Raw genomic sequence first — 21,482 nt, 5'->3', positions numbered from 1 at the left:
TGCAGGGCCAGGAAGCGGTCCGGGCGGCCGGTGGCGTCCTTCATATCGCTGGGCAGCAGCGTCGAGGAGTTGGTGGCGAAGATGGTGCGCTCGGGCGCGAGTTCGCCGAGCCGGCGATAGGTGTCCTGCTTGATCGACAGCACCTCCGGCACCGCCTCGATGATCAGATCCGCGTCCCGGGCGGCCTCGGCGAGATCGCTGGTGAGCGTGATGCCCGCCGCGATGGTCTCGGCCTTGCCGTCGCCCGCGCCCTGCACCTGCTCACGGTAGGTGGCCGCGAGTTTGTCGAAGCGCTCGTGCGCGGCGGTCAGCGCCTCGTCGTCGATGTCGTAGGCGGTCACCTCGAAACCGTGGAAGGCGGTCTGGAAGGCGATCTGGGATCCCAGGACTCCGGTCCCGAGGACGCTCACCTTGCGAATCGTCGCGGACATGTCGACTCCGTTCTGCGGACCGTGGCCCGCGCTGGTGTTTTTCAGATGCCGGAGACCGCGGCGCTGCGGAAACCGGCGACGAGTTGAGCGATCTGGGCGTGCAGATCGGCGATCGGATCATGGTGGGGATGCACGCCGGTGGACGGGCGCACCAGCGCCATGTGCAGGACCGCGAAGAGACTGCGGCCCGCCACGCGCGCCGCTTCCCGCTGGGCGGCCGTGGGCCCGCCGGAGTCCGCGACCGCGGTCAGCAGGATCTCGGCGAGCACCGACTCGAGCTGCGCCACCAGCGCCAGGCCCTGTTCCCGATACGTCTCCTCCGGTGGCCCGAACAGCAATTCGCGCTGGTAGGCGATGGTGTTCTCGGTATTGCGCGCGGCCACGAGCAGAATCGGCCGCAGCAGTGCCGTGATCGCGCCGACCGGATCGGCGATGGCGCGGGCGCGGCGAGCGCCCGTCTCGAGTGCCGACCGGAAGTCCTCGTTGTAGACCATGAGCAGCAACTGCCCCTTGGACGAGGCGTAGCGGAAGAGGGTGCCCGCGGCGATATCGGCCCGATCGGAGATCTGCTGGGTGGTGACCGCGGCGAACCCGCGTTCGGCAAACAACTGCGCCGCCACCTCGAAGATCCGGCTCTGCTTCGCACGCATATTGCGGACCCGCCGCCCGACCTGCTGGTTCTGCTGGGTGTCCGTCACTCGACACCTCCCATCGGCCTGCATTAATGAGTGCGCTCATTAATGAGCATACTCGGAGCTACCGGCAGCGCAACACGTCCAGCATGACCTCGGACATGCCCGCCGGTGATGGCCTCGCCGCAGGCGTGGCCCGTTCGTGACGACCGGCCCGGCCGCGACAATGGATCGACCGCGGTCGCGGCGACCGCGGCAGCGAAGGAGGGCCACGATGGCCGAATGGGTGACCACGGAGCGTGAGATCACCGCGAGCGTCGATCTGTGCACGCCGCGGGGCCGGCTGAATTCCGACGCGGTGGGCTGGACGCGTCGGCCGCTGCATCGGGCGAATCTGCGCGGCTGGGGTCGCACCAAGCGATGGGAGTACTGGGGCATCGTCACTCCCGATCACATCATCGGAATCGTGCTGACGTCGCTGGATTACGCCGGGCTGCAGGGGATCTACCTGCTCGACCGGGCGAACGGCACCGAGATCGTCAAGGATGTGGTGACGCCGTTCGCCCGCGGTGTGTACCTTCCCGATCGCAGCGGTGTCGCCACCGCGACCGGATATGGCGGCGATCTGGTGATCGAATTGCGAAACGATCCGGCCGGCACCAGGATTCACGCCGCCACCCCGCGCATCGACATCGATCTGACGGCCGGGCTGCCGGCGGGACACGAATCGCTGGCGGTCGTGGTGCCGTGGAGTGCGAAGCGTTTCCAGTACACGGTCAAGGATCTCGGCCGTCCGGTGTCGGGCACCCTCACCGTGGACGGCGTCGCCTACGTGGTCGCCGACGGGTTCGCCGTCCTCGATCACGGACGCGGGAAGTGGCCGTACTCGATCGCGTGGAACTGGGCTGCCGGCTGCGGCCCGGAGACGGCGATCCAGCTCGGCGGCAAGTGGACCGACGGCACCGGTTCGACCGAGAACGCGCTGTTCGTGCATGGCCGGCTGCACAAGATCGGTGACGAGCTGGAATGGGTGTACGACCGCCGGGATTGGTTGCGGCCGTGGCAGATTCGTGGTCCACGTGTCGCGGTGGAGTTCACTCCCTTCCATGTGCGCGAATCCCGGACCGCGCTGGGTGTGCTGGCCAACGACACTCATCAGTGCTTCGGGCACTTCACCGGGCGCGCCCGCACCGACGAGGGGGACTGGGTGGAGTTCGACGGCCTCACCGGCTGGGCGGAAGAGGCGCGTAACCGCTGGTGATCCGAAACGCTACCTACTCGCAATAGCTATTGCGTTCTTGTCTCGCGGATGTAGCATTATCGAAACCGAGAATGCGATTTCCGCGAGCGAAGTTGTCGCGACGCAGCGGGGCTCCGGGAGGTGGCGGCATGGCGATAACTCTGCCGGGGTGGTCCCGGAGTATGTCCCGCCGTTCGGCGGGCGGGCTGCAGACCGTCGGCGGGTTGTTCGCCATGTCGGCCGATGCGGTGAAATTCGCCTTCCGCCGGCCCTTCCAAACCCGCGAATTCCTGGAGCAATCCTGGTTCGTGGCACGGGTGTCGCTGATTCCGACCCTGCTCGTGGCGATTCCGTTCACCGTGCTGGTGAGCTTCACCCTCAACATTCTGCTGCGCGAGCTGGGTGCGGCCGATCTCAGCGGCGCGGGCGCGGCATTCGGCGCGGTCACCCAGGTGGGTCCCATGGTGACCGTGCTGATCGTCGCCGGATCCGGCGCCACCGCGATGTGCGCGGATCTGGGCTCGCGGACCATCCGCGAGGAGATCGACGCCATGGAGGTCCTCGGCATCAATCCGGTACAGCGACTCGTCACCCCACGCATGCTCGCTTCGGGACTGGTGGCGCTGCTGCTGAACAGTCTGGTCTGCATCATCGGTATCGCCGGTGGTTACGTCTTCTCGGTCTATGTGCAGAACGTCAACCCCGGTGCCTTCGCCAACGGCATCACCTTGCTGACCGGGCTGAACGAAGTCGTGATCTCGGCGGTCAAAGCGCTGCTGTTCGGCCTCGTCGCCGGCCTCATCGCGTGTTATCGCGGGCTGATCGTCTCCGGTGGCGCCAAAGCCGTGGGCAACGCGGTGAACGAAACCGTGGTCTACGCCTTCATGGCGCTGTTCGTGATCAATGTCGTCGTGACCGCGATCGGCATCCAGATGACGGCCAGATGAGGGGGAACGGCTGTGGTACTGGAAGCGAGATATCCGCGTGCCGTGCGGCGGGCACGCCGGCCGGTGAAAAGCCTCGGCAACATCGGCGATCACACCCTCTTCTATGTGCGGGCGCTGTTCGGCGCTCCGGTCGCCGCCTGGCGCTACAAGAAGGAGACCATCCGGCTCATCGCCGAATTCAGCATGGGCTCGGGCACATTGGCCGTTTTCGGCGGAACCGTGGTGATCGTCGGATTCCTCACCCTGGCCACCGGAGGCACCCTGGCCGTGCAGGGTTACAGCTCGCTGGGCAATATCGGGATCGAGGCGTTGACCGGATTTCTGTCGGCATTCATCAATGTGCGCATCTCGGCGCCGGTGGTGGCCGGCATCGGACTGGCGGCGACGTTCGGCGCGGGAGCCACCGCGCAGTTGGGTGCCATGCGGATCAACGAGGAGATCGACGCGCTGGAATCCATTGCCATCGAACCGATCGCCTATCTGGTGGGTACCCGCATCGTGGCCGGAATGATCGCGATCACCCCGCTGTACTCACTGGCGGTGGTGGCGTCCTTCCTCGCCAGCCGGGTCACCACCGTCTTCCTGCTCGGCCAGTCCTCGGGGCTGTACGACCACTACTTCACCACCTTTCTCAACCCGCTCGATCTGGTGTGGTCGTTCGTGCAGGCGATCCTCATGGCGCTGACGATTCTGTTGATACACAGCTATTTCGGGTTCTTCGCCGCCGGTGGGCCGTCCGGCGTGGGTATCGCGGTCGGCAACGCGGTGCGGACCTCGCTGATCGCGGTCGTCTCGGTCACCCTGCTGGTCTCACTGGCCATCTACGGCTCCAACGGCAACTTCAACCTGTCGGGCTAGGGGAGAAGCCTTGGTGCGCAAGATTTTACGTCCGATAGTGGGACTGCTGTCGATCGCCGCGATCGCCGGGGTGGTCGCCCTGGCGGTGGTCATGTTCCGCGGCGGATTCGCCGATACCGTGCGAGTCACCGTCCTGTCGCCGCGCGCGGGCCTGGTCATGTATCCCGACGCGAAGGTGAAGATGCGCGGGGTGACCGTGGGCAGGGTGGCCGTGGTGGACGAGCGGCCCGACGGACTCGCCGCGATCCAGCTGGCCATCGACGCCGACCAGGTGCGACGGATCCCGTCGAATGTGACCGTGGATATCGCCTCCACCACGGTGTTCGGCGCCAAATTCGTCGAATTCCTGCCGCCCGCAGAGAAATCCGCGACCTCGATCCACGCCGGCCAGATCTTCGACTCCGGACATGTGACGGTCGAGATCAACACCATCTTCGAGCGATTGACCGCGGTGCTGGGGCAGATCGAACCGGAGAAGTTGAACGAGACGCTGGGGGCGATCGCGGGTGCGACCAACGGCCGCGGCGAGCAGGTCGGGCAGATGCTCACCGATCTCGACTCGTTCCTGGCGAAGATCCAGCCGGCCCTGCCCGCCCTGAGCCGCGAGATCGCCGCCGGACCGAATGTGGCCGCTTCCTACGGCGACGCCGCGCCGGATCTGCTGTCCACCGCGCACAATGCCACCACGATCAGCCGGACTGTGGTGGATGAGCAGGCGAATCTCGACGCGCTGCTGGTCAATGCGATCGGCCTGGCCGATGTCGGCAATCAGGTGCTCGGCGACAACGGCGCGCCGCTGGCCTCGATGCTGCACCTGCTGGTGCCCACCACCGATCTGGCCGCCGAATACGCACCCGCGCTGAAGTGTTCGATCGAGGGCCTGGACTATATGGACAATGTGAAACCGGTGCAGGTTCCGGGTATGGGCCTGACGGTCAACTTCCTGTGGGGCGCGGAACCGTATCGGTATCCGCGTGATCTGCCGAAGGTCGCGGCGTCCGGTGGTCCGCAGTGTTCGGTGCTGCCGGTGCCCTACAACGGCAAGCCCAAGTTCGTGGTGGTCGACGACGGCGCCGTGCCGTTCCCGAATACCAACCGCACCCTGCGCGTGAATCCGGATCTGCTGCAGAGCGTGCTGTTCGGCGCCGTCGATCCCACCGCCGGAGGTCCGCGATGAGACAACGGGATACACCGCTGCTGAAATTCGGCGCCTTCGCGCTGGTGATGGTGGTTCTCTCCGGATTCCTGGTCCTGGTCTTCGGCCAGTACCGCACCGGTTCCACCAACGGCTATTCGGCGGAATTCACCGACTCGTCGGGACTGCGTTCCGGAGACAGTGTGCGGGTGGCCGGTGTCGAGGTGGGACGGGTGCAGGGGGTGACGCTGCGTCCGGATCAGCGGGTGGTGGTGACCTTCGACGCCGACCGCGACATCGTGCTCACCGGAGGCACCAAGGCCGCCATCCGCTTTCTGAATCTGGTCGGCGACCGCTATCTGGAATTGACCGACGGCCCGGGATCGACCGCGACCCTGCGACCCGGGGCGCGTATTCCGCTCGAACGGACCACGCCCGCACTGGATCTCGACCTCCTGCTCGGCGGCCTCAAACCGGTGCTGCAGGGCCTGAACGCCCAGGAGGTCAACTCGCTCACCTGGTCGCTGGTGCAGATCGTGCAGGGCCAGGAGGGCACGGTCGATTCGCTGCTGACCAAGACCGCCTCCTTCACCTCCCGGCTCGCCGACACCAGCGATGTGGTGGGCAAGGTGATCGACAACCTGAACCAGGTCATGGAGACTCTCGCGAGCAACGGCACCAAGTTCTCCGACGCCATCGACCGCCTCGAGCAACTGGTGACCCAGCTGTCGCAGGACCGCGATCCGATCGGTTCCGCGATCGACGCGCTCGACCGCGGAACCGCGTCGGTCGCCGACCTGCTCACGCAGAGCCGGGCTCCCTTGGCCGACACCGTGGACCAGCTCGCGCGGCTGGCTCCGGCCGTGGACGACGGCAAGGACAAGGTCGACTACGCGTTGCAGCGGGCGCCGGAGAACTTCCGGAAGATGGTGCGAACCGGTTCCTATGGCAACTTCATCCAATACTTCGTGTGCGCGTTGACCATTCGGGTCAGCGATCAGTCCGGGCAGGTGGTCCAGCTGCCCTGGATCAAAACCGAGACGGGGAGGTGTGCACCGTAATGCTGCATTACCGCGGCGCTCATCTGTTACGCCCCGGACTGGTCGGGATCGTGATGATGGTGTGCGTCATCCTGATCGGCCTGCAGTCGCAGAAGTTCATGGCATGGGGCACCACCGTGCGTTACCAGGCGCTGTTCGGCGAGGCGGCCGGGCTCGCGGTCGGCGACGACGTGATCGTCTCGGGCGTGCGGGTCGGCACGGTGCAGAAGGTGGTGCTGCACAACGGGGATGCGCTGGTGGTGTTCTCGGTGAACTCGACCATCCGGCTCGGCGTCGACAGTTCGGCCCATATCAAGACCAGTTCGTTGCTGGGCAAGCGCGATCTCACCGTCGTCTCCGCGGGATCCGGCCGGATGCGCTCCCTCGACACCATTCCGTCGTCCCGGACCTCCTCGCCGTATTCGCTGACCGACGCCGTCGGCGATCTGAGCACCAAGACCTCGGCGATCGACATCGATTCGCTCAACCGCTCCCTCGACATGCTGTCCTCGACGTTGAACCACATCGCACCGCAGGTGGGCCCGGCATTCGACGGGCTCACCCAGTTGTCGAAGACGATCAACAGCCGCAACGAATCGCTGCGGCAGTTGCTGGCCGGCGCGGGTACGGTCACCTCGGTGCTCGCCCAGCGCGGTCAGCAGGTGAATACGCTGATCCTCAACGCGAATGCGCTGGTCGACGTGCTCGCGCAACGCCGGCAGGAAATCGTCGATTTGCTCGCCAACACCTCGGCGGTGGCGAAGCAACTATCGGGCCTGGTCGCCGACAACGAAGCCGTGCTCGGCCCGACGCTGGACCGGCTGAACTCGATCGCCGCGATGCTCGAGAAGAATCGCGACAATATCGGCAAGGCCATACCCGGATACGCGAAAGTCGCACTGACACAGGGTGAGGCCGTCTCCGGCGGCCGCTTCTACAACGCCTACGTCGCCAATCTCATCGACGGCCAGGATATTCAGCCCTTCATCGACCGGGCGTTCGGTATGAACCCCCCGGCCCAGTTCCCGCTACCGCATCCGGAGCCGCCGCGATGAGTACGAGATGGATCGTCCGGATCGTCGGTGCCGTGGTGATCGTCGCGGTCGTGATGACCGGGGGCGTGATCGGCTATCGAGAACTGTTCGGGCCCAAACACTTCACGGCGATATTCACCACCGCGACCGCCATCTATCCCGGCGACGACGTGCGTGTCGCCGGGGTGAAGGTGGGGCATATCCGATCGATCACCCCGCGAGGGACGACCACCGAGATGGTGCTCGCCGTCGACCGTGATATCCGCGTACCCGCCGACGCGCGGGCGGTGATCGTGGCGCAGAGCCTGGTCGCGGCCCGCTACGTCCAGTTGACGCCCGCGTATCGGACCAGCGGCCCGACGCTCGCCGACGGTGCGGTGATCCCGGTCGCACGCACCGCGGTGCCGGTGGAATGGGACGAGATCAAGACGCAATTGACCAAGCTGGCAACGGGTTTGGGACCCAACGGTGACGCGGCCGGCAGTTCGATGGGCCGGTTCGTCGACAGCACCGCCGCCGCGCTGAGCGACGGCAACGGGGAGAAGTTGCGGCAGATGCTGGCTCAGCTGTCCGCGGTGGGGCGCATCCTCGCCGACGGCAGCGGCGATATCGTCGACATCCTGCAGAATCTGCAGACCTTCGTGGACGCGTTGAAGGGCAGCGGTACCGAGATCGTCCAGTTCGAGAATCGGCTCGCGACGCTGTCCAGTGTGGTCGACGACAGCACATCCGATCTGGACGCCGCGGTGCGCGAACTGTCGGTCGCGGTGGGTGAGGTCCAGCGCTTCGTCTCCGAGAACCGCGCGAAGGCCGGCGAACAGGTGCAGCGGCTGGCGAACGTGACCCAGAATCTGGTGGATCATCGCGCGGATCTGGAGAATCTGCTGCATATCGCGCCGAACAGCATCGCCAACTTCTATCACATCTACAACCCCGACACCGGCACGGAGGCAGGGGTTTTCGAACTCAACAACTTCTCCAACCCGATGCAGTTCATCTGCGCCGGTGTGGCCAGTATCGAGAACGCCACGGCCGCGGAATCGGGGGAGAAGTGCCGCCAGTATCTGGGCCCGATCCTGCCCCTGCTCAGCTTCAACTATCTGCCGTTCCCGGTGAGCCCGGCGACCGGGCCGGCACCGGATCCGAACAACGTGATCTACAGCGAACCCGATCTGGTGCCGAAGATCGTGGGACAGCAACCCGGCCCGCCGGCGCCGACGTCGGTCACCGAACTGCTCCAGCCCTGGGGGAGGCCACCGTCATGATCGCGCGGCTGTTGGTTCTGTGCGCGTGCGCACTGGTCACCGTCACCGGATGTGGCTGGCGCGGAGTGGATTCGCTGCCGTTGCCCGGTGCCCCCGGACGCGGTGCCGACGCCGCGATCTACCACGTCGAAATGGCGAATATCGGTACGCTGGTGTCGAATTCGCCGGTCATGATCGACGACGTGGTGGTGGGCAGCGTCGGGTCGATCACCGTGCGCGGCTGGCACGCCGTCGTGGACGTCTCGGTGAAACCGGATGTGGTCGTGCCCGCGAATGTGGCGGCGACCATCGGCCAGACCAGTCTGCTCGGCTCGACCCATCTGGCGTTGAATCCGCCGGCCGGACAGGCGCCGAGCGGGCGCCTGCAACCCGGGGCGACCGTGCCGCTGAATCGGACCTCGACCTATCCGTCGACCGAACAGACCCTCGCGTCGCTGTCGGTGGTGCTCAACGGCGGCGGGATGGGCCAGATCAACGACATCATCCATAATCTCGACGCCGCGTTCTCCGGTCGCGAGGGCGCCATCCACGACCTGATTCCGCGCTTGGACGCGTTCATGACCGTGCTGGATCAGCAGCGCGACAATCTGCTCGCCACGCTGACGGGGTTGAACCGGATGGCGGAAACCTTCGCCCAGCAACGGGATACGGTCAGCGACACGTTGCGTCAGATCGGGCCCGCGCTCCAGGTGCTGCTCACCGAGCGGCCCACCATCACCACCGCACTGGACAAACTGCGCACGTTCAGCGACACCGCGACCGGGGTGATCTCGCAGGTGCAGGCGGATCTGCTGACGAATCTGCACAACCTCGAACCGACCCTGCGGGAATTGGCCGACGTGGGGTCGAAGATCGACGGCGCGGTCGCCTTCCTCACCGTGTTCCCGTACGGGCAGTACGGCATCGACCACGGTATCCGCGGCGACTACGTCAATCTGTTCGCCACCATCGACCTCACCGTGCCGCGGTTGCGGCGCGAACTGCTGCTCGGCACGCCACTGGGAGATCCGAATGCCGTGCTGCAGGCCATGGTCGGCGACCCCGGCTACGGCAAGCAGACCAACGACCCGCTGGGTGCACCGGTGAACCCGCCCGATCCGAACGGAGGCGGCCGATGATTCTCACCCGATTCGTCCGAGCGCAGCTGGTGATCTTCTCGATCCTGGCCGTGATCGGCATGGTGTCGATGGCCGTGCAGTACATGCGGCTGCCGACCCTCGCCGGCATCGGCACCATGAAGGTGACGCTGGAACTCCCGACCTCCGGCGGGCTGTACCGATTCGGCAACGTCACCTATCGCGGGGTCCAGATCGGCAAGGTCACCTCCGTCGATCTGACCGACGACGGGGTGTTGGCGACCCTGTCGATCGACGGCGGGCACAAGATTCCCGCCGAATTGCGCGCGCAGGTGCGCAGTGTGTCGGCGGTGGGTGAGCAGTACGTCGACTTGCAACCGCGCACCGACGCGCCGCCGTATCTGCACGACGGATCCGTGATCGACGTGCGTGACAGCACCGTTCCGCAGCCGGTGGGACCGATGCTCGACGAACTCGACAGTCTCGTCGGCAGCATTCCGAAAGACAGGCTGCACGACATGCTCGACGAGGTGTTCACCGGTGTGAACGGCGCGCGCTACGACCTGCAGTCGCTGCTGAATTCGGCCGCGACCGTGGCCGCCGATGCGAACCGGACCGGCGACACCACCCGTGACCTGCTGGCGAAGGCCGAGCCGCTGATGGACTCGCAGGACCGCTCGGCCGATGCGATCCGGATCTGGGCGCGCGGCCTGGCCGGGGTGTCGGGACAGATCGCCACCGACGACGAGCAGGTGCGGACGCTGCTGAACACCGGGCCCGGTGCGGTTCAGGAGGCGACGAAACTACTGGATTCGGTGAAACTCACGCTGCCGGTGCTGTTGTCGAATCTGACCTCGGTCGCGCAGCTGGGCGTGACCTATCACGCCGGGCTGGAACAGGTGCTGGTGTTGCTGCCGCCCGAGGTCTCGATCGTGCAGGCGGTGCAACCCACCAAGAACGCACAGGGGTTGGGGCCCGGCGACTTCCGCATCAGCGGGATCTCGGATCCGCCGGCCTGTACGGTCGGCTTCCTGCCGCCGTCGGCATGGCGACCGCCCTCGGACACCACCACGATCGACACCCCGGACGGGCTGTATTGCAAGCTGCCGCAGGATTCGCCCGTCGCGGTCCGCGGTGCGCGCAACTTCCCGTGTGCCGGCAAACCGGGGAAGCGGGCGCCGACGGCGGAGATCTGCAACAGCGACCAGGAGTACGAACCGGTGGCGCCGGATCAGCCGGTGGTGGGGCCGTATCCGCGCGATCCGAATCTGGAATCGCAAGGCATCCCGCCGGATTCGCGCTGGAATCCCCCCGCCCCGGCGCCGGCGGCGCCGTTGCCGCAGCTACCGCAGATCGAGCTTCCCAGGATTCCCGGACTGAACGCGCCCGCGGCATCGCGCACCGGGACCGAACCGTCGGTGGGTTTCGCGCACTACGACCCGCACACCGGGAACTATCTGGCGCCGGACGGAAGGATGTATCGGCAGGATGATCTGGTCGGCGCCCGGCCGGCGAGCTGGAAAGATATGGTGGCGCACTGATATCGAGGCGCTGATGTCGCGTGCGCTGCCGATCAGACCGGATCGAACGAGGAGATCAACCACTTCCCGTCGACGTGTGCCAGCGACACCTTGACGCTGCTCGAGGTCATCGACGGATCGGGTTTGTCGGAGGTGGTGGTGGTCTGGTTGATGAACACCAGCACCGCGGCCGAATCCGGATGGATCTGCTCGACCGCCGAACGAACCACCGCCGCGGCGGTTTTCACCGACTTCTGCTTCGCGGCCGGCGCCACCACCTGCTGGGTGAACTGCCCGTAGTAGGTGAGGAAATCTCCGGTCAGGAAGGATTTCGCGGTGGTGAGATCGTGGTCCAGGGTATCGGGGGCGTAGGAGAGAATGGCGACCGAGCCGTTGGTGGCGGCCGCCGTGGCCGCCCGTTGGGCAGCGTCGTCGGTCTGCCGGTCGGGGCGGTACTGCGTGAAATACAGGCTGGTCGCGGCGACCACGGAGGCCACCGCGAGCCCGCCGAGCAGTCCCGTCCCCACGCCGGCACGGTGGGTGCGTATCCATGACAGCGCTGCGTGCGTGCGCATAGATTTTTGCGGCGGAGTTTCGGAAGGCGCAGGGGGAGAAGGTTTTTCGGCGTCGACGCCGTCGGCACCGGTGTCTGCGACCGCGGCGCTCCGGGGCCCGGAATCGGATGCTGTGCTCATGGGACGAACTCCACTTTCGACATCTTGAGTCGGCCGTCGACGCGCTCCACGGTGACGCTCAACCGCCAGGCGCGCGGTTCCTGTTTGGCGCCCGCGGAATTGGTGACCTCCGAGGTCGCCGCGACGAGGACCACGGCGGAGTCGTCGGTCATCGACTGCACCGCGGCGGCGTTGACCCTGCCCTGGGTGGCGACTTTGGACTGCTGGATCACCTTGGCGAAATCGTCGGCGCGCGACTGGAAATCGTTGCGGAAACTACCCGTGGAATCGTCGAGCACGCGCTTCACGTCGTCGGCGGCATGATTGAAATCCAGTGAGGTCAGCGTGGTCACGCCCTGCCGCGCCGCCGCCACGAACTCCGCCTCGCGATGCTGTTTCGCGGTCACCTCGTGATGGCGCCACATCATGTATCCGCTGCTGCCCAAGCCGGCGCACAAGACGACTGCCGCGACCGCCACGCCCGCCGTGCGCCGCCGGATACGCCGAACGCCGCCCAGTCGCGGTCGTATGCGGCGACGGCTCTTCTCGGTCTTCGCGTCGGAATCTGCCTCTACGCCAGAATCAGCCTTTGCGTCGGCGTCGGGCTCCGCGTCGGCGTCGGATCCGGGGGCGGCATCGGTAGCCGCGTCACCACCCCTCGAGGGCGGTTGTCGGGAAAGCGATTGGACCGCAGACCTTTCCGGGGCGGAGGCTTCATCGGCCAGCTTTCGCTCGGCACTCGGGGCGGGCTGCCGGGTCGACGCGACGTCCCGACCTGGAGCGGCAATGTTGTCTTTTGTGCCGGGCGTAGGGGCATCGCTGGCCGGCGTGTCGTTCGCGTACGAGGGTTCGCTCGACTGTGCGGCGGCCCCGGCGCGGCGGCGCAGGGTGGCCGCGCGGGCTCGGGCGCGGGCAGCGGCCGCCACCGCCTCCGCGGCTTCGGCCTCCGCCTCGGCAACCGCTGCGGCCAGCAGCAGATCACGATCGGTGATGTCCCCGGTATCCGGCGGCGTGGGGTGTTTTCCGGACGTCACTGCGTGCTCCGTTCGTCGGGCGGCGCCGGGCAGATCGGCGAGAACAATATTTTCGCGCAACGAGAACTGTACTCTACCTGCGTTGACGGATGAAGGCTGTAGTTATTGCGGGATTTGCATGTGACCTCAGGGATTGTCATTGTCAATTCTAGAGAATATCCTTCTCTCATGGTGGCGGGAGGCGCCATGACGCGAGGTCGGCGGCGCCTGCCCCTGTGCCTGTCCGCGGCCGAGCCGCATTCCGGAGATTTCCGCAAGGGGTGAACCAGTGACCATCAGCGCGGCCAGCGACGTCCACTACGACCCGTACGACGTCGAACTCAACGCCGATCCCTATCCCATGTTCCAGCGCCTGCGCGACGAGCTGCCGCTCTACTACAACGCGCAGCACGACTTCTACGCGCTGAGCCGATTCGAGGACGTCAACGCGGGCCTGATCGACAAGGACACCTTCATCTCCGGCCGCGGCGCCATCCTGGAGCTCATCAAGGCGAATATCGAGATCCCCTCCGGCGTCCTGCTTTTCGAGGACCCGCCGGTGCACACGATCCACCGCAAACTGCTGTCGCGGATGTTCACTCCACGCAAGATCAAGGCGCTGGAATCGAAGGTCCGGGACTTCTGCGCCGAAAGTCTCGATCCGCTGGTCGGTACCGGGCGCCTGGACTTCATCGCAGACATCGGCGCCCGGATGCCGATGCGGACCATCGGCATGCTGCTCGGCATCCCGGAAGAGGATCAGGAGGCGATCCGCGATTTCGCCAACGAGCAGATGCGCACCGAGGAGGGCAAGCCGATGAAGGCCGCCTCCGAGGGCATGGTGTCCGGCGACATCTTCGGCCCCTATATCGACTGGCGCGCCGAACATCCCTCCGACGACATCATGACCGAACTGCTCAACGTCGAATTCGTCGACGAGACGGGCACCGAGCGCCGCCTCACCCGCGACGAACTGCTCATGTACGTGAATGTGGTGTCCGGCGCCGGGAACGAGACCACGACGCGGCTGATCGGCTGGGCCGGAAAGGTGCTCGCCGACCATCCCGAACAGCGCCGGCTGCTGGTCGAGAATCCGGCTCTGATCCCGCAGGCGATCGAGGAACTGCTGCGCTTCGAATCGCCCGCCCCGCACACGTGCCGCTACGTGACCCGCGAGATCGAGTACCACGGGCAGAAGGTGCCCGAGGGGTCGGTGCTGATGTTCCTGATCGGCGCGGCGAACCGCGACCATCGCCAGTTCGCGCCGGACGGAGACGTTTTCGACATCCTGCGCGCGCCGCAGCCGCATCTGGCGTTCAGTGTCGGCACCCACTTCTGCCTGGGTTCGGCGCTGGCGCGGCTGGAGGGACGCATCGCACTCGAGGAGATCCTGACACGATTCCCGGAGTGGGAGGTCGATATGTCGCAGGCGCGACTGTCGCCGACCTCGACGGTGCGTGGCTGGGAAAGTCTGCCCGCCGGCACCTGATCCCGTTGTCGCGCAAAGCGGATCGCGAAGGCCGGCCGGCCCTGGCCGGAGGCGTGTTCGTCTCCTGGATGCAATGATCGGACTCGCATGCGTTTCTGATCGGAGTCGAGGAGACAGCAGATGAGCTTTCCGCAGCGGTACGGGCCGTGGGCGTTGGTGGTCGGTGCCGCGCTGGGACTGGGGGCCGAATTCTGCCGTCAGCTCGCCGAGCGCGGCCTGAACCTCGTCATGGTGGCGCTGGAGAAGGACGAACTCGACACGCTGGCAACGGATCTGGCCGACCGCTACGGCATCCGCACCCGGACGGTGACCGGAGACATCACCGCGCCGGAGGTGCTGGAATCGGTAGCGCTGCTGGTCGACGACGTCGAACTGGGCCTGGTCGTCTACAACGCCGGGCTCTCGGTCTGCGGTATGTGGCTGGACACACCGCTGGAACGGCATCTGAAGACGATCGACATCAACGTGACCACGATGATGACCGTGCTGCACCGCTTCGTCCCGCCGATGATCGACCGCGGCCGCGGCGGCGTGATCCTGCTCAGCTCCATGTCCGGTCTGCTCGGCACCCCCATGTACGCCTCCTACGCGGGCACCAAGGCACTGACACTGAATCTGGCCGAATCGCTGTGGGACGAATGGCGTCCGCACGGCGTCGACGTCGTCGCGGTCGTGCCCGGGCCCACCGACACTCCCGGCTACCGCGCCGACCGACCGCGCACGATCCGCAATTCCCCGAAGGTGATGCCGGTAGCCCCGGTGGTCGCCGCCGGCCTGGCCGCACTCGGCAGACAACCCTCGGTGATCCCCGGCCGGGCCAACCGATTCAACGGCACGCTGCTGTCGCGAATACTGCCCCGCAAGAAGGCCGTCGCCCTCATGGGCAAGAGCATGCGCGAGATGTACGCGGGGGAGTAGAACGTCGGCGCGATTGGCGTCCGAATGCGCTGGAGCCGAGCCGAATTCGCATCAGGTCGGTTATGAGGTGAAGCGCTCGCCGACCCAGGCGAGGGCGTCGGGGAGCGAGGCCTGCAGGACGCCGCGATGGTCGGCGCCGGGGTAGGTGCGGTAGGTGACCTGCTGGTCGGTCAGGCGCAGACGGGCGACCATCGCGTCGGTCGCCCGCGGGGGCACCGTCGTGTCGGCGCTGCCCTGCAACACCAGGAGCGGCGCGTCGATGCGCAGCGTGCTGGGATCGTTGTCGGTCAGTACTCGGAGGAAAGGCGCGGCGTCACCCAGTGGGCTGAACGCGGCATCGGCGGGAAGGCCACCCCAGCTGTCCGGCGCGCGCAGGGCGCCGATGCACCCGGTGTCGGCCTCGGGCAGCAGGCTCAGTGCGCGCGGCGTCAGGAAGCGGGCCGGATCGATATTCTCGGCGGTCTGCGCACCACGAATCAGCAACGGCAGGAACGCATTCGAGTTGCCGAGCGTGTCGGCCAGGGCCTCGCCGGCTCCGACCGTACTCGCCACGCGCTGCGCTCCGATGCCGAATTCCACCTGCGATGCCGGTGCGAGTGCCACCACGGCGCGCAGGTCCAGTCCGGGTGCCCAGGCGCGGGCCTGCGCATCGGTGAAGATCGCCGCCTGGCCGCCCTGCGAGTGGCCGATCGCCGCCCATCGCGTGCCGATCGATGCGTCGAGTTCCCGCGCGGCGAGTGCCATATCGGCGACGGCCCGCGCCTCGGTGGCGCCGATCAGGTATCCGTGCGGGCCCGGCGTGCCGAGGCCCTGGTAATCGCTCTGCGCCACCGCGTATCCGGCCGCGAGCCAGCGCTGTTGCACCTCGCGCACCTGTGCGGTGTAGTCGTGGGCGGGATAGTCGGGGCCGGTATCACGCGAGGGCGCGCAGATATCGGCCACACCGGTGGTGCCGTGTGCCCACGAGATGAGCGGCCAGCCGTCCGGCGGCGGCGTGCCGTCGGGTACCGCCAATGTTCCCGAGACCGCCACCGGATGCCCCTGCAGATCCACCGAGCGGTACAGGACGAGCAGATTCCGCGCCCCGGGCAGCCCCGGATCGCCGGTGATACTGCGGGCCCGGATCACCGAGCCGTGTGGTCCGGCGATCGCCTCGGCGGGGGCGTCGTAGAAGGCCTGACCCTCCGGGACGGTCGTGCTGCCGGTGGGATCCGCCGCCGCGGTGGCCGTCGTGGCCGCGAGCGAGACCAATGCCGCGACGACCAGCCGACCACGTCGTGCCCGGCGATTGCGGGCGATCTTGGTCGGTGTCGACACGCGAGACATGAATCCAACATAACCAGGCCGGGTGAAGCCCGGCCATCGCGCTGGAATCATTGGGGCTCAACTTGTCTGCATATCGATACCTCCGCGCAACCAGCCGATTCGACGTCCGCGCGCGCCATCACAACCCTGTGCGCTGACAGATTGCTGATGTGGCGATACTCGGTGCCTCCGATGCCGCCTCCCGCTTCCCCCGGTAACCTCGGCGCGGAGACCGCTCGCCGAAACGAAGTGGAGCCGACTGTGACCGAATCAGCCGAGGCGTACCTCGCGGACGAACCCGACCGGCCCATCGTGGTCGGCGTCGACGGCTCGGAAATCTCCTATCAGGCGGTGGCCTGGGCCGCGGTCGACGCCGTCCTGCACGGGCGGCGTCTGGACATCATCACCTCGGCCACCCTGCCGACTGGTTTCGGCTCCGAAGTGTGGACGGGCGGCGCGGATTGGGTGCGTGAGGACGGTGAGCGCATCGTCGCCGAAGCGCGCCGGATTGCCGGGTTGGTCGAGGGGCCGCTGGAGATCAATGCCGAGTTGGTGTTCGACCCGATCATCCCGACCTTGATCAAACGTTCGGAACGGGCGCACCGCCTGGTCGTCGGCAGTCGCGGGCGCGGCGCCGTCCGGCGGGCGCTGCTCGGATCGGTGAGTTCGGCGGTGGTGCAGCGGGCGCACTGCCCGGTCGCGGTGATTCCCGGTAATTCCGCGACCGACATGGTGACCGCGGCGAAGCCGGTGGTGGTCGGCGTCGACGGCACCGAGAACAGCGAACCCGCGATCGGGGTCGCCTTCGACGAAGCCTCGCGGCGGAAGGTGCCGCTGATCGCTGTGCACACGTGGAGCGATATCAGCCTGCCCGAGGTCGCGGTGGCCGGCTGGGACACGCTGCGCGAATCCGAGCGCGCCGCGCTCTCGGAGAGTCTGGCCGGATGGCGGGAACAGTACCCGGATGTCGACGTGCGGCCGGTGGTGTGGGCCGATCGACCGGCCCGTGCGCTGCTCGCCGAATCCGAACATTCCCAGCTGGTGGTGGTCGGCAGTCACGGACGGGGCGGGTTCACCGGCATGCTGCTCGGGTCGACCGGTCATGCCCTGTTGCAGTCGTCCGAATGCCCGGTGATCGTGGTGCGCCGGCGGTGAGATGCCCACCGGGCGGCCGACCGGCCGCCCGGTGACAGTCGTCGATCACACCCCCGAGAACTCCAGTTCCAGTTCCGGTTCGCGGATGGCGCGGCCGGGATCACCGGTCTCGAGCGGCGTTGTGCGCCCGATTCCCGGGGTGTGTCGTGTCTCCGGCGGGTTCCGAAAAAAATTTCCTAGCAAAACGAAGTGTCTCGCGGACCGGTCGAGGCCGGCGAGCGATGTCGCGGGTGCACCCTGTACTCGGTTCCGCGAAAGCTGAAACTTCCGATCGGAATTGAAACGTGTTGTCGAGCAAGGCAACTCGCCGACTGGCGTGCGGTGTGCGCGGCGGACTCGGTTCCGGTTCGAGGTAACCGATTCTGTCTGGAAGTTGCTGGAAAATAGCTACAAAGCGGTAGTGAAGCGGCTTCCGGTTTTAGAGGAGGTGCTTGCTTGAAAAGTGGACGCTTGATATGTTGCCTCGGTCACTAACCGGTACCGGCCGTGACCGATAACTCTCAGGCGTGATTCCGGCGACTGAGAGGCGATTGAACACGCTCACAAAGGAGATTCATCGATGGGTTCGATGGGCGACTTGCTTACCGCGTTGATTCCGGCCCTGGGTTCCGCAGTTGCGGGTGACGGGCTGTGGGAAACCTTCCTCGGTTCGCTCGGAAGCATCGTCAAGTAATTCGACGAAAACGCTCGTATTCATCGAGTTGCGCGCGGTAACTCGGTGCACGGATATTTAGGAGAAAAGTATGGGATCGCTCATCGATATTCTGGGAATGGGCACGCAGAGCGCCGGTTCGGTCGGAACCACCATCGTGAATGCGCTCATCACCCTCAGTGGTGGCACCCCGGCCGCCGGAAAATAATCCAGTCGTCGATGGTGGGGGCTCACTCGAACCGGGTGCGCCCCCACAGTGCTGTGTAGAGGTGGTTGTGGTGTCGAGCGGTAAAAGGGCCGGCGCGGTGCGCGGGATCGCCTGGCTGGTGGCATATCTCGGTGCGGCCGCCCTGCTGTGGACGTCGGTCGCGCCGATCGGTTCGGCCGCTCCCGCGGCGCATATCGTCGGTGAAACCCCGGGCCCCGGGCGTGTACTCCGGATCAGCGTCCATTCGCCGGCGATGGATCGCGACATCCCGCTGCAAGTGTTGCCCGCGAAGGACTCCCGTACCCCGGCGCCCACGCTGTATCTGCTCAACGGCGCCGGCGGTGGCGAGGACGCCGCGACCTGGCTGGCGCAGACCGATGCCGCGGACTTCTTCGCCGACAAACACGTCAACGTGGTGATCCCGATGGAGGGCGCGTTCAGTTACTACACCGACTGGGAGCGCGACGACCCGGGCCTGGCGAAGAAACTGAAGAACAACGGCCGGAACAAGTGGGCCACCTTCCTCACCGACGAGCTTCCGCCCGTGATCGATTCGGCCTTCGGCACCACCGGCGCCAATGCGCTGGCCGGCATCTCGATGGCCGGTACTTCGGTGCTGGATCTGGCGATCGAGGCCCCGGCGCTCTATCGAAGCGTCTCCGCCTACAGCGGTTGCGCGATGACCAGCGATCCGCTCGGCCAGTCGTTCGTCAGCCTGGTGATCAGCCTGGGCAAGGGCGATGCGACGAATATGTGGGGACCGGTCGGAGGTGAGGGCTGGAAGGCACACGATCCGTATCTGCACGCCGACCGGCTGCCGCGGATTCCGATGTACATCTCCAGCGCGAGCGGACTCCCCGGCCGGCACGACAGTCTCGCCGACCCGAGCGTGCGCGCGAACACCGGGGTACTGGCCAATCAGGTCCTGCTCGGCGGCGGGATCGAATCGGCGGCGAACTACTGCACGACCAAACTCGCCGAGCGCACCCGGGAACTCGGACGCACGGACATCACCTACACCTTCCATCCTGCGGGCACCCACTCGTGGGGCTACTGGCAGGACGACCTGCACAAATCCTGGCCGATGATGGCGGCGGCGATCGGCGCGAACTGAGCCGCTCCGCCGCCGCGCGGTCCGTCACCCGTGTGTGGCGAGCCGTTCACTCAGCTCCCGGAACGAGCGCAGCAGCAGTTCGCCGTACCGCGCCGGGTCCGGGAGCATGTCGGCGTCGGAGCTGACCGCGATCACCACCTGATCGCCCTGAGAAGTGATCAGATGCCGCAGCCCGTCGCCGTCCATGATCGGGAGTACGCCGAAGACGCTGATCACCGGTGCCCCGAGAAATTCCAGACGGTCCGCGACCGGAGGCACATTGCTGACGGTGGTGTTGGACAGCGGCACCGTGTCGACCTCATCGAAAACCCGCTGCGCGCGAGCCCATCCGGCCAGGCGCAACAGCCAGGCGGGTGAGGTCTGCATACGGCTCTCGCGGGCGATGACCGCCGGATCGGCCCAGCGCTGCTTCTCCTCCCGGGCGGAGTTCCGGATGGCGTACAGGCGTTCCAGCAGATCGGCGAGATCGGTGTGCAGGTCCACCGACATCTGGCACAGCTGATTCGCCGAATTCCACTGCGTGAGTTCGCGCATCGAGATCGGCACCATCGCGCCCAGCGATGCGGACGGCGTCTCGCCCTGCTCGGCAAGATAGGCCGACAGAGCGCCCGAGACGACCGACAGCAGCAGGTCGTTGACCGTGACCCGCTCGGCGGAGGCAGCTGTCGCCGCCTTGACCTGTGCGAGCGGCAGGGTGACCAGATCGAAGACGGGTGCCGTGCCGATGCGGCGATTGAAGCGCGTGGCGGGCCGCAGCGGAATCGGTTCGCGGAGCAGGTTTTCCGCGGCCTTGGCTGCTACCGTGCGTGCCGCCGCGCGCGTGCGGGCCACGCCGGAGACGAAACGTGTGAATCGATACGGTGTGACGGCGGCGGCGCGCATCAGCGCGCCCGGCTGCGACCAGCGACGATCGGTCGTAGGGAGCGGAGGATGAGTGTCCGTGGTGCCGAACAGTTTCCGTTCGAGTTCGCGGGTGGCCACACCGTCGCCGACGCTGTGATGGAACTTCAGCACCACGATCGTCACCGGATCGGCGGTCCCGGGAAATCCGCGCACACCGTCGAAGAGGTACAGCTGCCACGGCGGGCGGGTGAGATCCATCCGCGCCGCGGCGATGTCGGCCAGGCGAGCGCGCGCCTCGGCCCAGGACCACGACGCGCGCTCCTCGATCGTCACGTGATGATCGATGTCGAAGCCGGGGTCGGGAACCCAGTACGGCAGGTCGACGTCACCCGGTACACGTTCCACGCGGCGGTGGAACAGCGATGCGTAACCGAGCCGCTCCCGCATCCAGGCCCGCACCTGGGCCCGGCTCACCGACCGGCCTTCCGGTTCCGCCGCACCGGCGAAGACATAGGCGGCGACGATATTCGACGGGTGCCGCTCGAACTCGTCGTAGACGAATACCGCATCGCGCGGCGTCAGCTGTTCGGCAGTGAGGTGGAGACCGCTGCTCGCAGCGCGGACCGTTGTCGTCGTCATGATTACTCCTGACCGGCCATTGTGCGGCGGGCGAGAATATGTCCGCACAATTTCTTCCGCGGCGGAGTCTACAGTCGCGGCGACCGATGCGGCGATGGCGGTAGGGAAATCCGGTGCGGAAATGCGCGACGGTCGAAAAATGTATGAATCCGATGCGATGAATGGAGGAATTTCGGAGCGCGCGGGAGACGGGGTGGTCCGGAGCGGTCACGCCGGGGCGGCGTCAGCAGAGCATCGATTCCAGATAGTAATAGCTATTGCGCATTACTTTGGTTGCGGTCGACACGTTCTCCG

Annotated in this window: 19 protein-coding genes; 13 read left to right on the top strand and 6 right to left on the bottom strand. The window is 66.5% G+C overall.

Going from position 1 to position 21,482, the window contains the following annotated elements:
* Both IRT45_RS11295 and IRT45_RS11290 read right to left on the bottom strand, forming a co-directional pair.
* Positions 1–431, bottom strand: a 431-nt coding sequence (locus tag IRT45_RS11295) for a 3-hydroxyacyl-CoA dehydrogenase NAD-binding domain-containing protein (protein ID WP_228534153.1), incomplete at its 3' end; no start/stop codon positions are given.
* Between the two features lie 41 nt (positions 432–472).
* Positions 473–1,129: a helix-turn-helix domain-containing protein gene (locus IRT45_RS11290; protein ID WP_309240899.1), complete on the bottom strand. Its 657-nt coding sequence runs from the start codon at positions 1,127–1,129 to the stop codon at positions 473–475.
* A 208-nt stretch (positions 1,130–1,337) separates the two neighbouring features.
* Here IRT45_RS11290 and IRT45_RS11285 point away from each other — a divergent pair, with 208 nt between their 5' ends.
* The 9 genes from IRT45_RS11285 to IRT45_RS11245 all read left to right on the top strand — a co-directional run bounded on the left by IRT45_RS11285 (position 1,338) and on the right by IRT45_RS11245 (position 11,199).
* Positions 1,338–2,324: a DUF2804 domain-containing protein gene (locus IRT45_RS11285; protein ID WP_228534152.1), complete on the top strand. Its 987-nt coding sequence runs from the start codon at positions 1,338–1,340 to the stop codon at positions 2,322–2,324.
* Between the two features lie 128 nt (positions 2,325–2,452).
* The gene (locus IRT45_RS11280; RefSeq protein ID WP_194805801.1) at positions 2,453–3,250 is read left to right on the top strand and encodes an ABC transporter permease; all 798 of its coding nucleotides are present in this window, start codon (positions 2,453–2,455) and stop codon (positions 3,248–3,250) included.
* A 12-nt stretch (positions 3,251–3,262) separates the two neighbouring features.
* Positions 3,263–4,108, top strand: a complete 846-nt coding sequence (locus IRT45_RS11275; RefSeq protein ID WP_194805800.1) for an ABC transporter permease — start codon at positions 3,263–3,265, stop codon at positions 4,106–4,108.
* 10 nt (positions 4,109–4,118) lie between these two features.
* Entirely contained in the window at positions 4,119–5,285 is a 1,167-nt protein-coding gene (locus IRT45_RS11270; RefSeq protein ID WP_375540088.1) for an MCE family protein, read from the top strand.
* On the top strand, positions 5,282–6,304 hold the full coding sequence (locus IRT45_RS11265; protein WP_194805799.1) for an MCE family protein: 1,023 nt from the start codon (positions 5,282–5,284) through the stop codon (positions 6,302–6,304). Before IRT45_RS11270 ends, IRT45_RS11265 begins: the two co-directional genes overlap by 4 nt.
* Complete coding sequence (locus IRT45_RS11260) at positions 6,304–7,338, top strand: MCE family protein (RefSeq protein WP_194805798.1); 1,035 nt, start codon at positions 6,304–6,306, stop codon at positions 7,336–7,338. Before IRT45_RS11265 ends, IRT45_RS11260 begins: the two co-directional genes overlap by 1 nt.
* On the top strand, positions 7,335–8,582 hold the full coding sequence (locus tag IRT45_RS11255; protein ID WP_194805797.1) for an MCE family protein: 1,248 nt from the start codon (positions 7,335–7,337) through the stop codon (positions 8,580–8,582). The genes IRT45_RS11260 and IRT45_RS11255 overlap by 4 nt, the downstream gene beginning before the upstream one ends.
* Positions 8,579–9,700 carry an MCE family protein gene (locus tag IRT45_RS11250; protein WP_194805796.1) on the top strand — a complete coding sequence of 374 codons (1,122 nt, stop codon included), beginning with the start codon at positions 8,579–8,581 and terminating at the stop codon, positions 9,698–9,700. The genes IRT45_RS11255 and IRT45_RS11250 overlap by 4 nt, the downstream gene beginning before the upstream one ends.
* The gene (locus IRT45_RS11245) at positions 9,700–11,199 is read left to right on the top strand and encodes an MCE family protein (protein WP_194805815.1); all 1,500 of its coding nucleotides are present in this window, start codon (positions 9,700–9,702) and stop codon (positions 11,197–11,199) included. Before IRT45_RS11250 ends, IRT45_RS11245 begins: the two co-directional genes overlap by 1 nt.
* 32 nt (positions 11,200–11,231) lie before the next feature.
* On the opposite strand, the gene IRT45_RS37995 is transcribed toward IRT45_RS11245, so the two are convergent.
* Together IRT45_RS37995 and IRT45_RS11235 are read right to left on the bottom strand one after the other, a co-directional pair.
* Positions 11,232–11,873, bottom strand: coding sequence for a twin-arginine translocation pathway signal (locus IRT45_RS37995; RefSeq protein WP_375540087.1), 642 nt, complete (start codon positions 11,871–11,873; stop codon positions 11,232–11,234).
* The gene (locus IRT45_RS11235) at positions 11,870–12,886 is read right to left on the bottom strand and encodes a hypothetical protein (RefSeq protein WP_194805794.1); all 1,017 of its coding nucleotides are present in this window, start codon (positions 12,884–12,886) and stop codon (positions 11,870–11,872) included. Before IRT45_RS11235 ends, IRT45_RS37995 begins: the two co-directional genes overlap by 4 nt.
* Positions 12,887–13,154: 268 nt before the next feature.
* Between IRT45_RS11235 and IRT45_RS11230 the strand changes: the two genes are divergently transcribed.
* Together IRT45_RS11230 and IRT45_RS11225 are read left to right on the top strand one after the other, a co-directional pair.
* Positions 13,155–14,354: a cytochrome P450 gene (locus IRT45_RS11230; RefSeq protein ID WP_194805793.1), complete on the top strand. Its 1,200-nt coding sequence runs from the start codon at positions 13,155–13,157 to the stop codon at positions 14,352–14,354.
* A gap of 120 nt (positions 14,355–14,474) precedes the next feature.
* Positions 14,475–15,272 carry an SDR family oxidoreductase gene (locus tag IRT45_RS11225; protein ID WP_194805792.1) on the top strand — a complete coding sequence of 266 codons (798 nt, stop codon included), beginning with the start codon at positions 14,475–14,477 and terminating at the stop codon, positions 15,270–15,272.
* A gap of 60 nt (positions 15,273–15,332) precedes the next feature.
* Here the strand turns inward: IRT45_RS11225 and IRT45_RS11220 are convergent, their stop codons facing one another.
* Positions 15,333–16,598, bottom strand: a complete 1,266-nt coding sequence (locus tag IRT45_RS11220; protein ID WP_194805791.1) for a S9 family peptidase — start codon at positions 16,596–16,598, stop codon at positions 15,333–15,335.
* 240 nt (positions 16,599–16,838) lie between these two features.
* Between IRT45_RS11220 and IRT45_RS11215 the strand changes: the two genes are divergently transcribed.
* Both IRT45_RS11215 and IRT45_RS11210 read left to right on the top strand, forming a co-directional pair.
* A complete protein-coding gene (locus IRT45_RS11215; RefSeq protein WP_309240897.1) occupies positions 16,839–17,732 on the top strand; it encodes a universal stress protein in 894 nt (297 codons plus the stop codon).
* A 1,026-nt stretch (positions 17,733–18,758) separates the two neighbouring features.
* Positions 18,759–19,706 carry an alpha/beta hydrolase family protein gene (locus tag IRT45_RS11210; protein ID WP_309240902.1) on the top strand — a complete coding sequence of 316 codons (948 nt, stop codon included), beginning with the start codon at positions 18,759–18,761 and terminating at the stop codon, positions 19,704–19,706.
* Positions 19,707–19,730: 24 nt separating this feature from the next.
* Here IRT45_RS11210 and IRT45_RS11205 read toward each other — a convergent pair whose 3' ends face one another.
* Positions 19,731–21,188, bottom strand: a complete 1,458-nt coding sequence (locus IRT45_RS11205; RefSeq protein ID WP_194805788.1) for a wax ester/triacylglycerol synthase family O-acyltransferase — start codon at positions 21,186–21,188, stop codon at positions 19,731–19,733.
* Positions 21,189–21,482: the final 294 nt, after the last annotated feature.

Origin of the sequence: Nocardia sp. BSTN01 (assembly GCF_015354405.1) — a bacterium.
Taxonomy (GTDB): Bacteria; Actinomycetota; Actinomycetes; order Mycobacteriales; family Mycobacteriaceae; genus Nocardia.
Note: the sequence above shows the minus strand (reverse complement) of the source record. Positions and strands in the feature narration are given on the sequence as shown.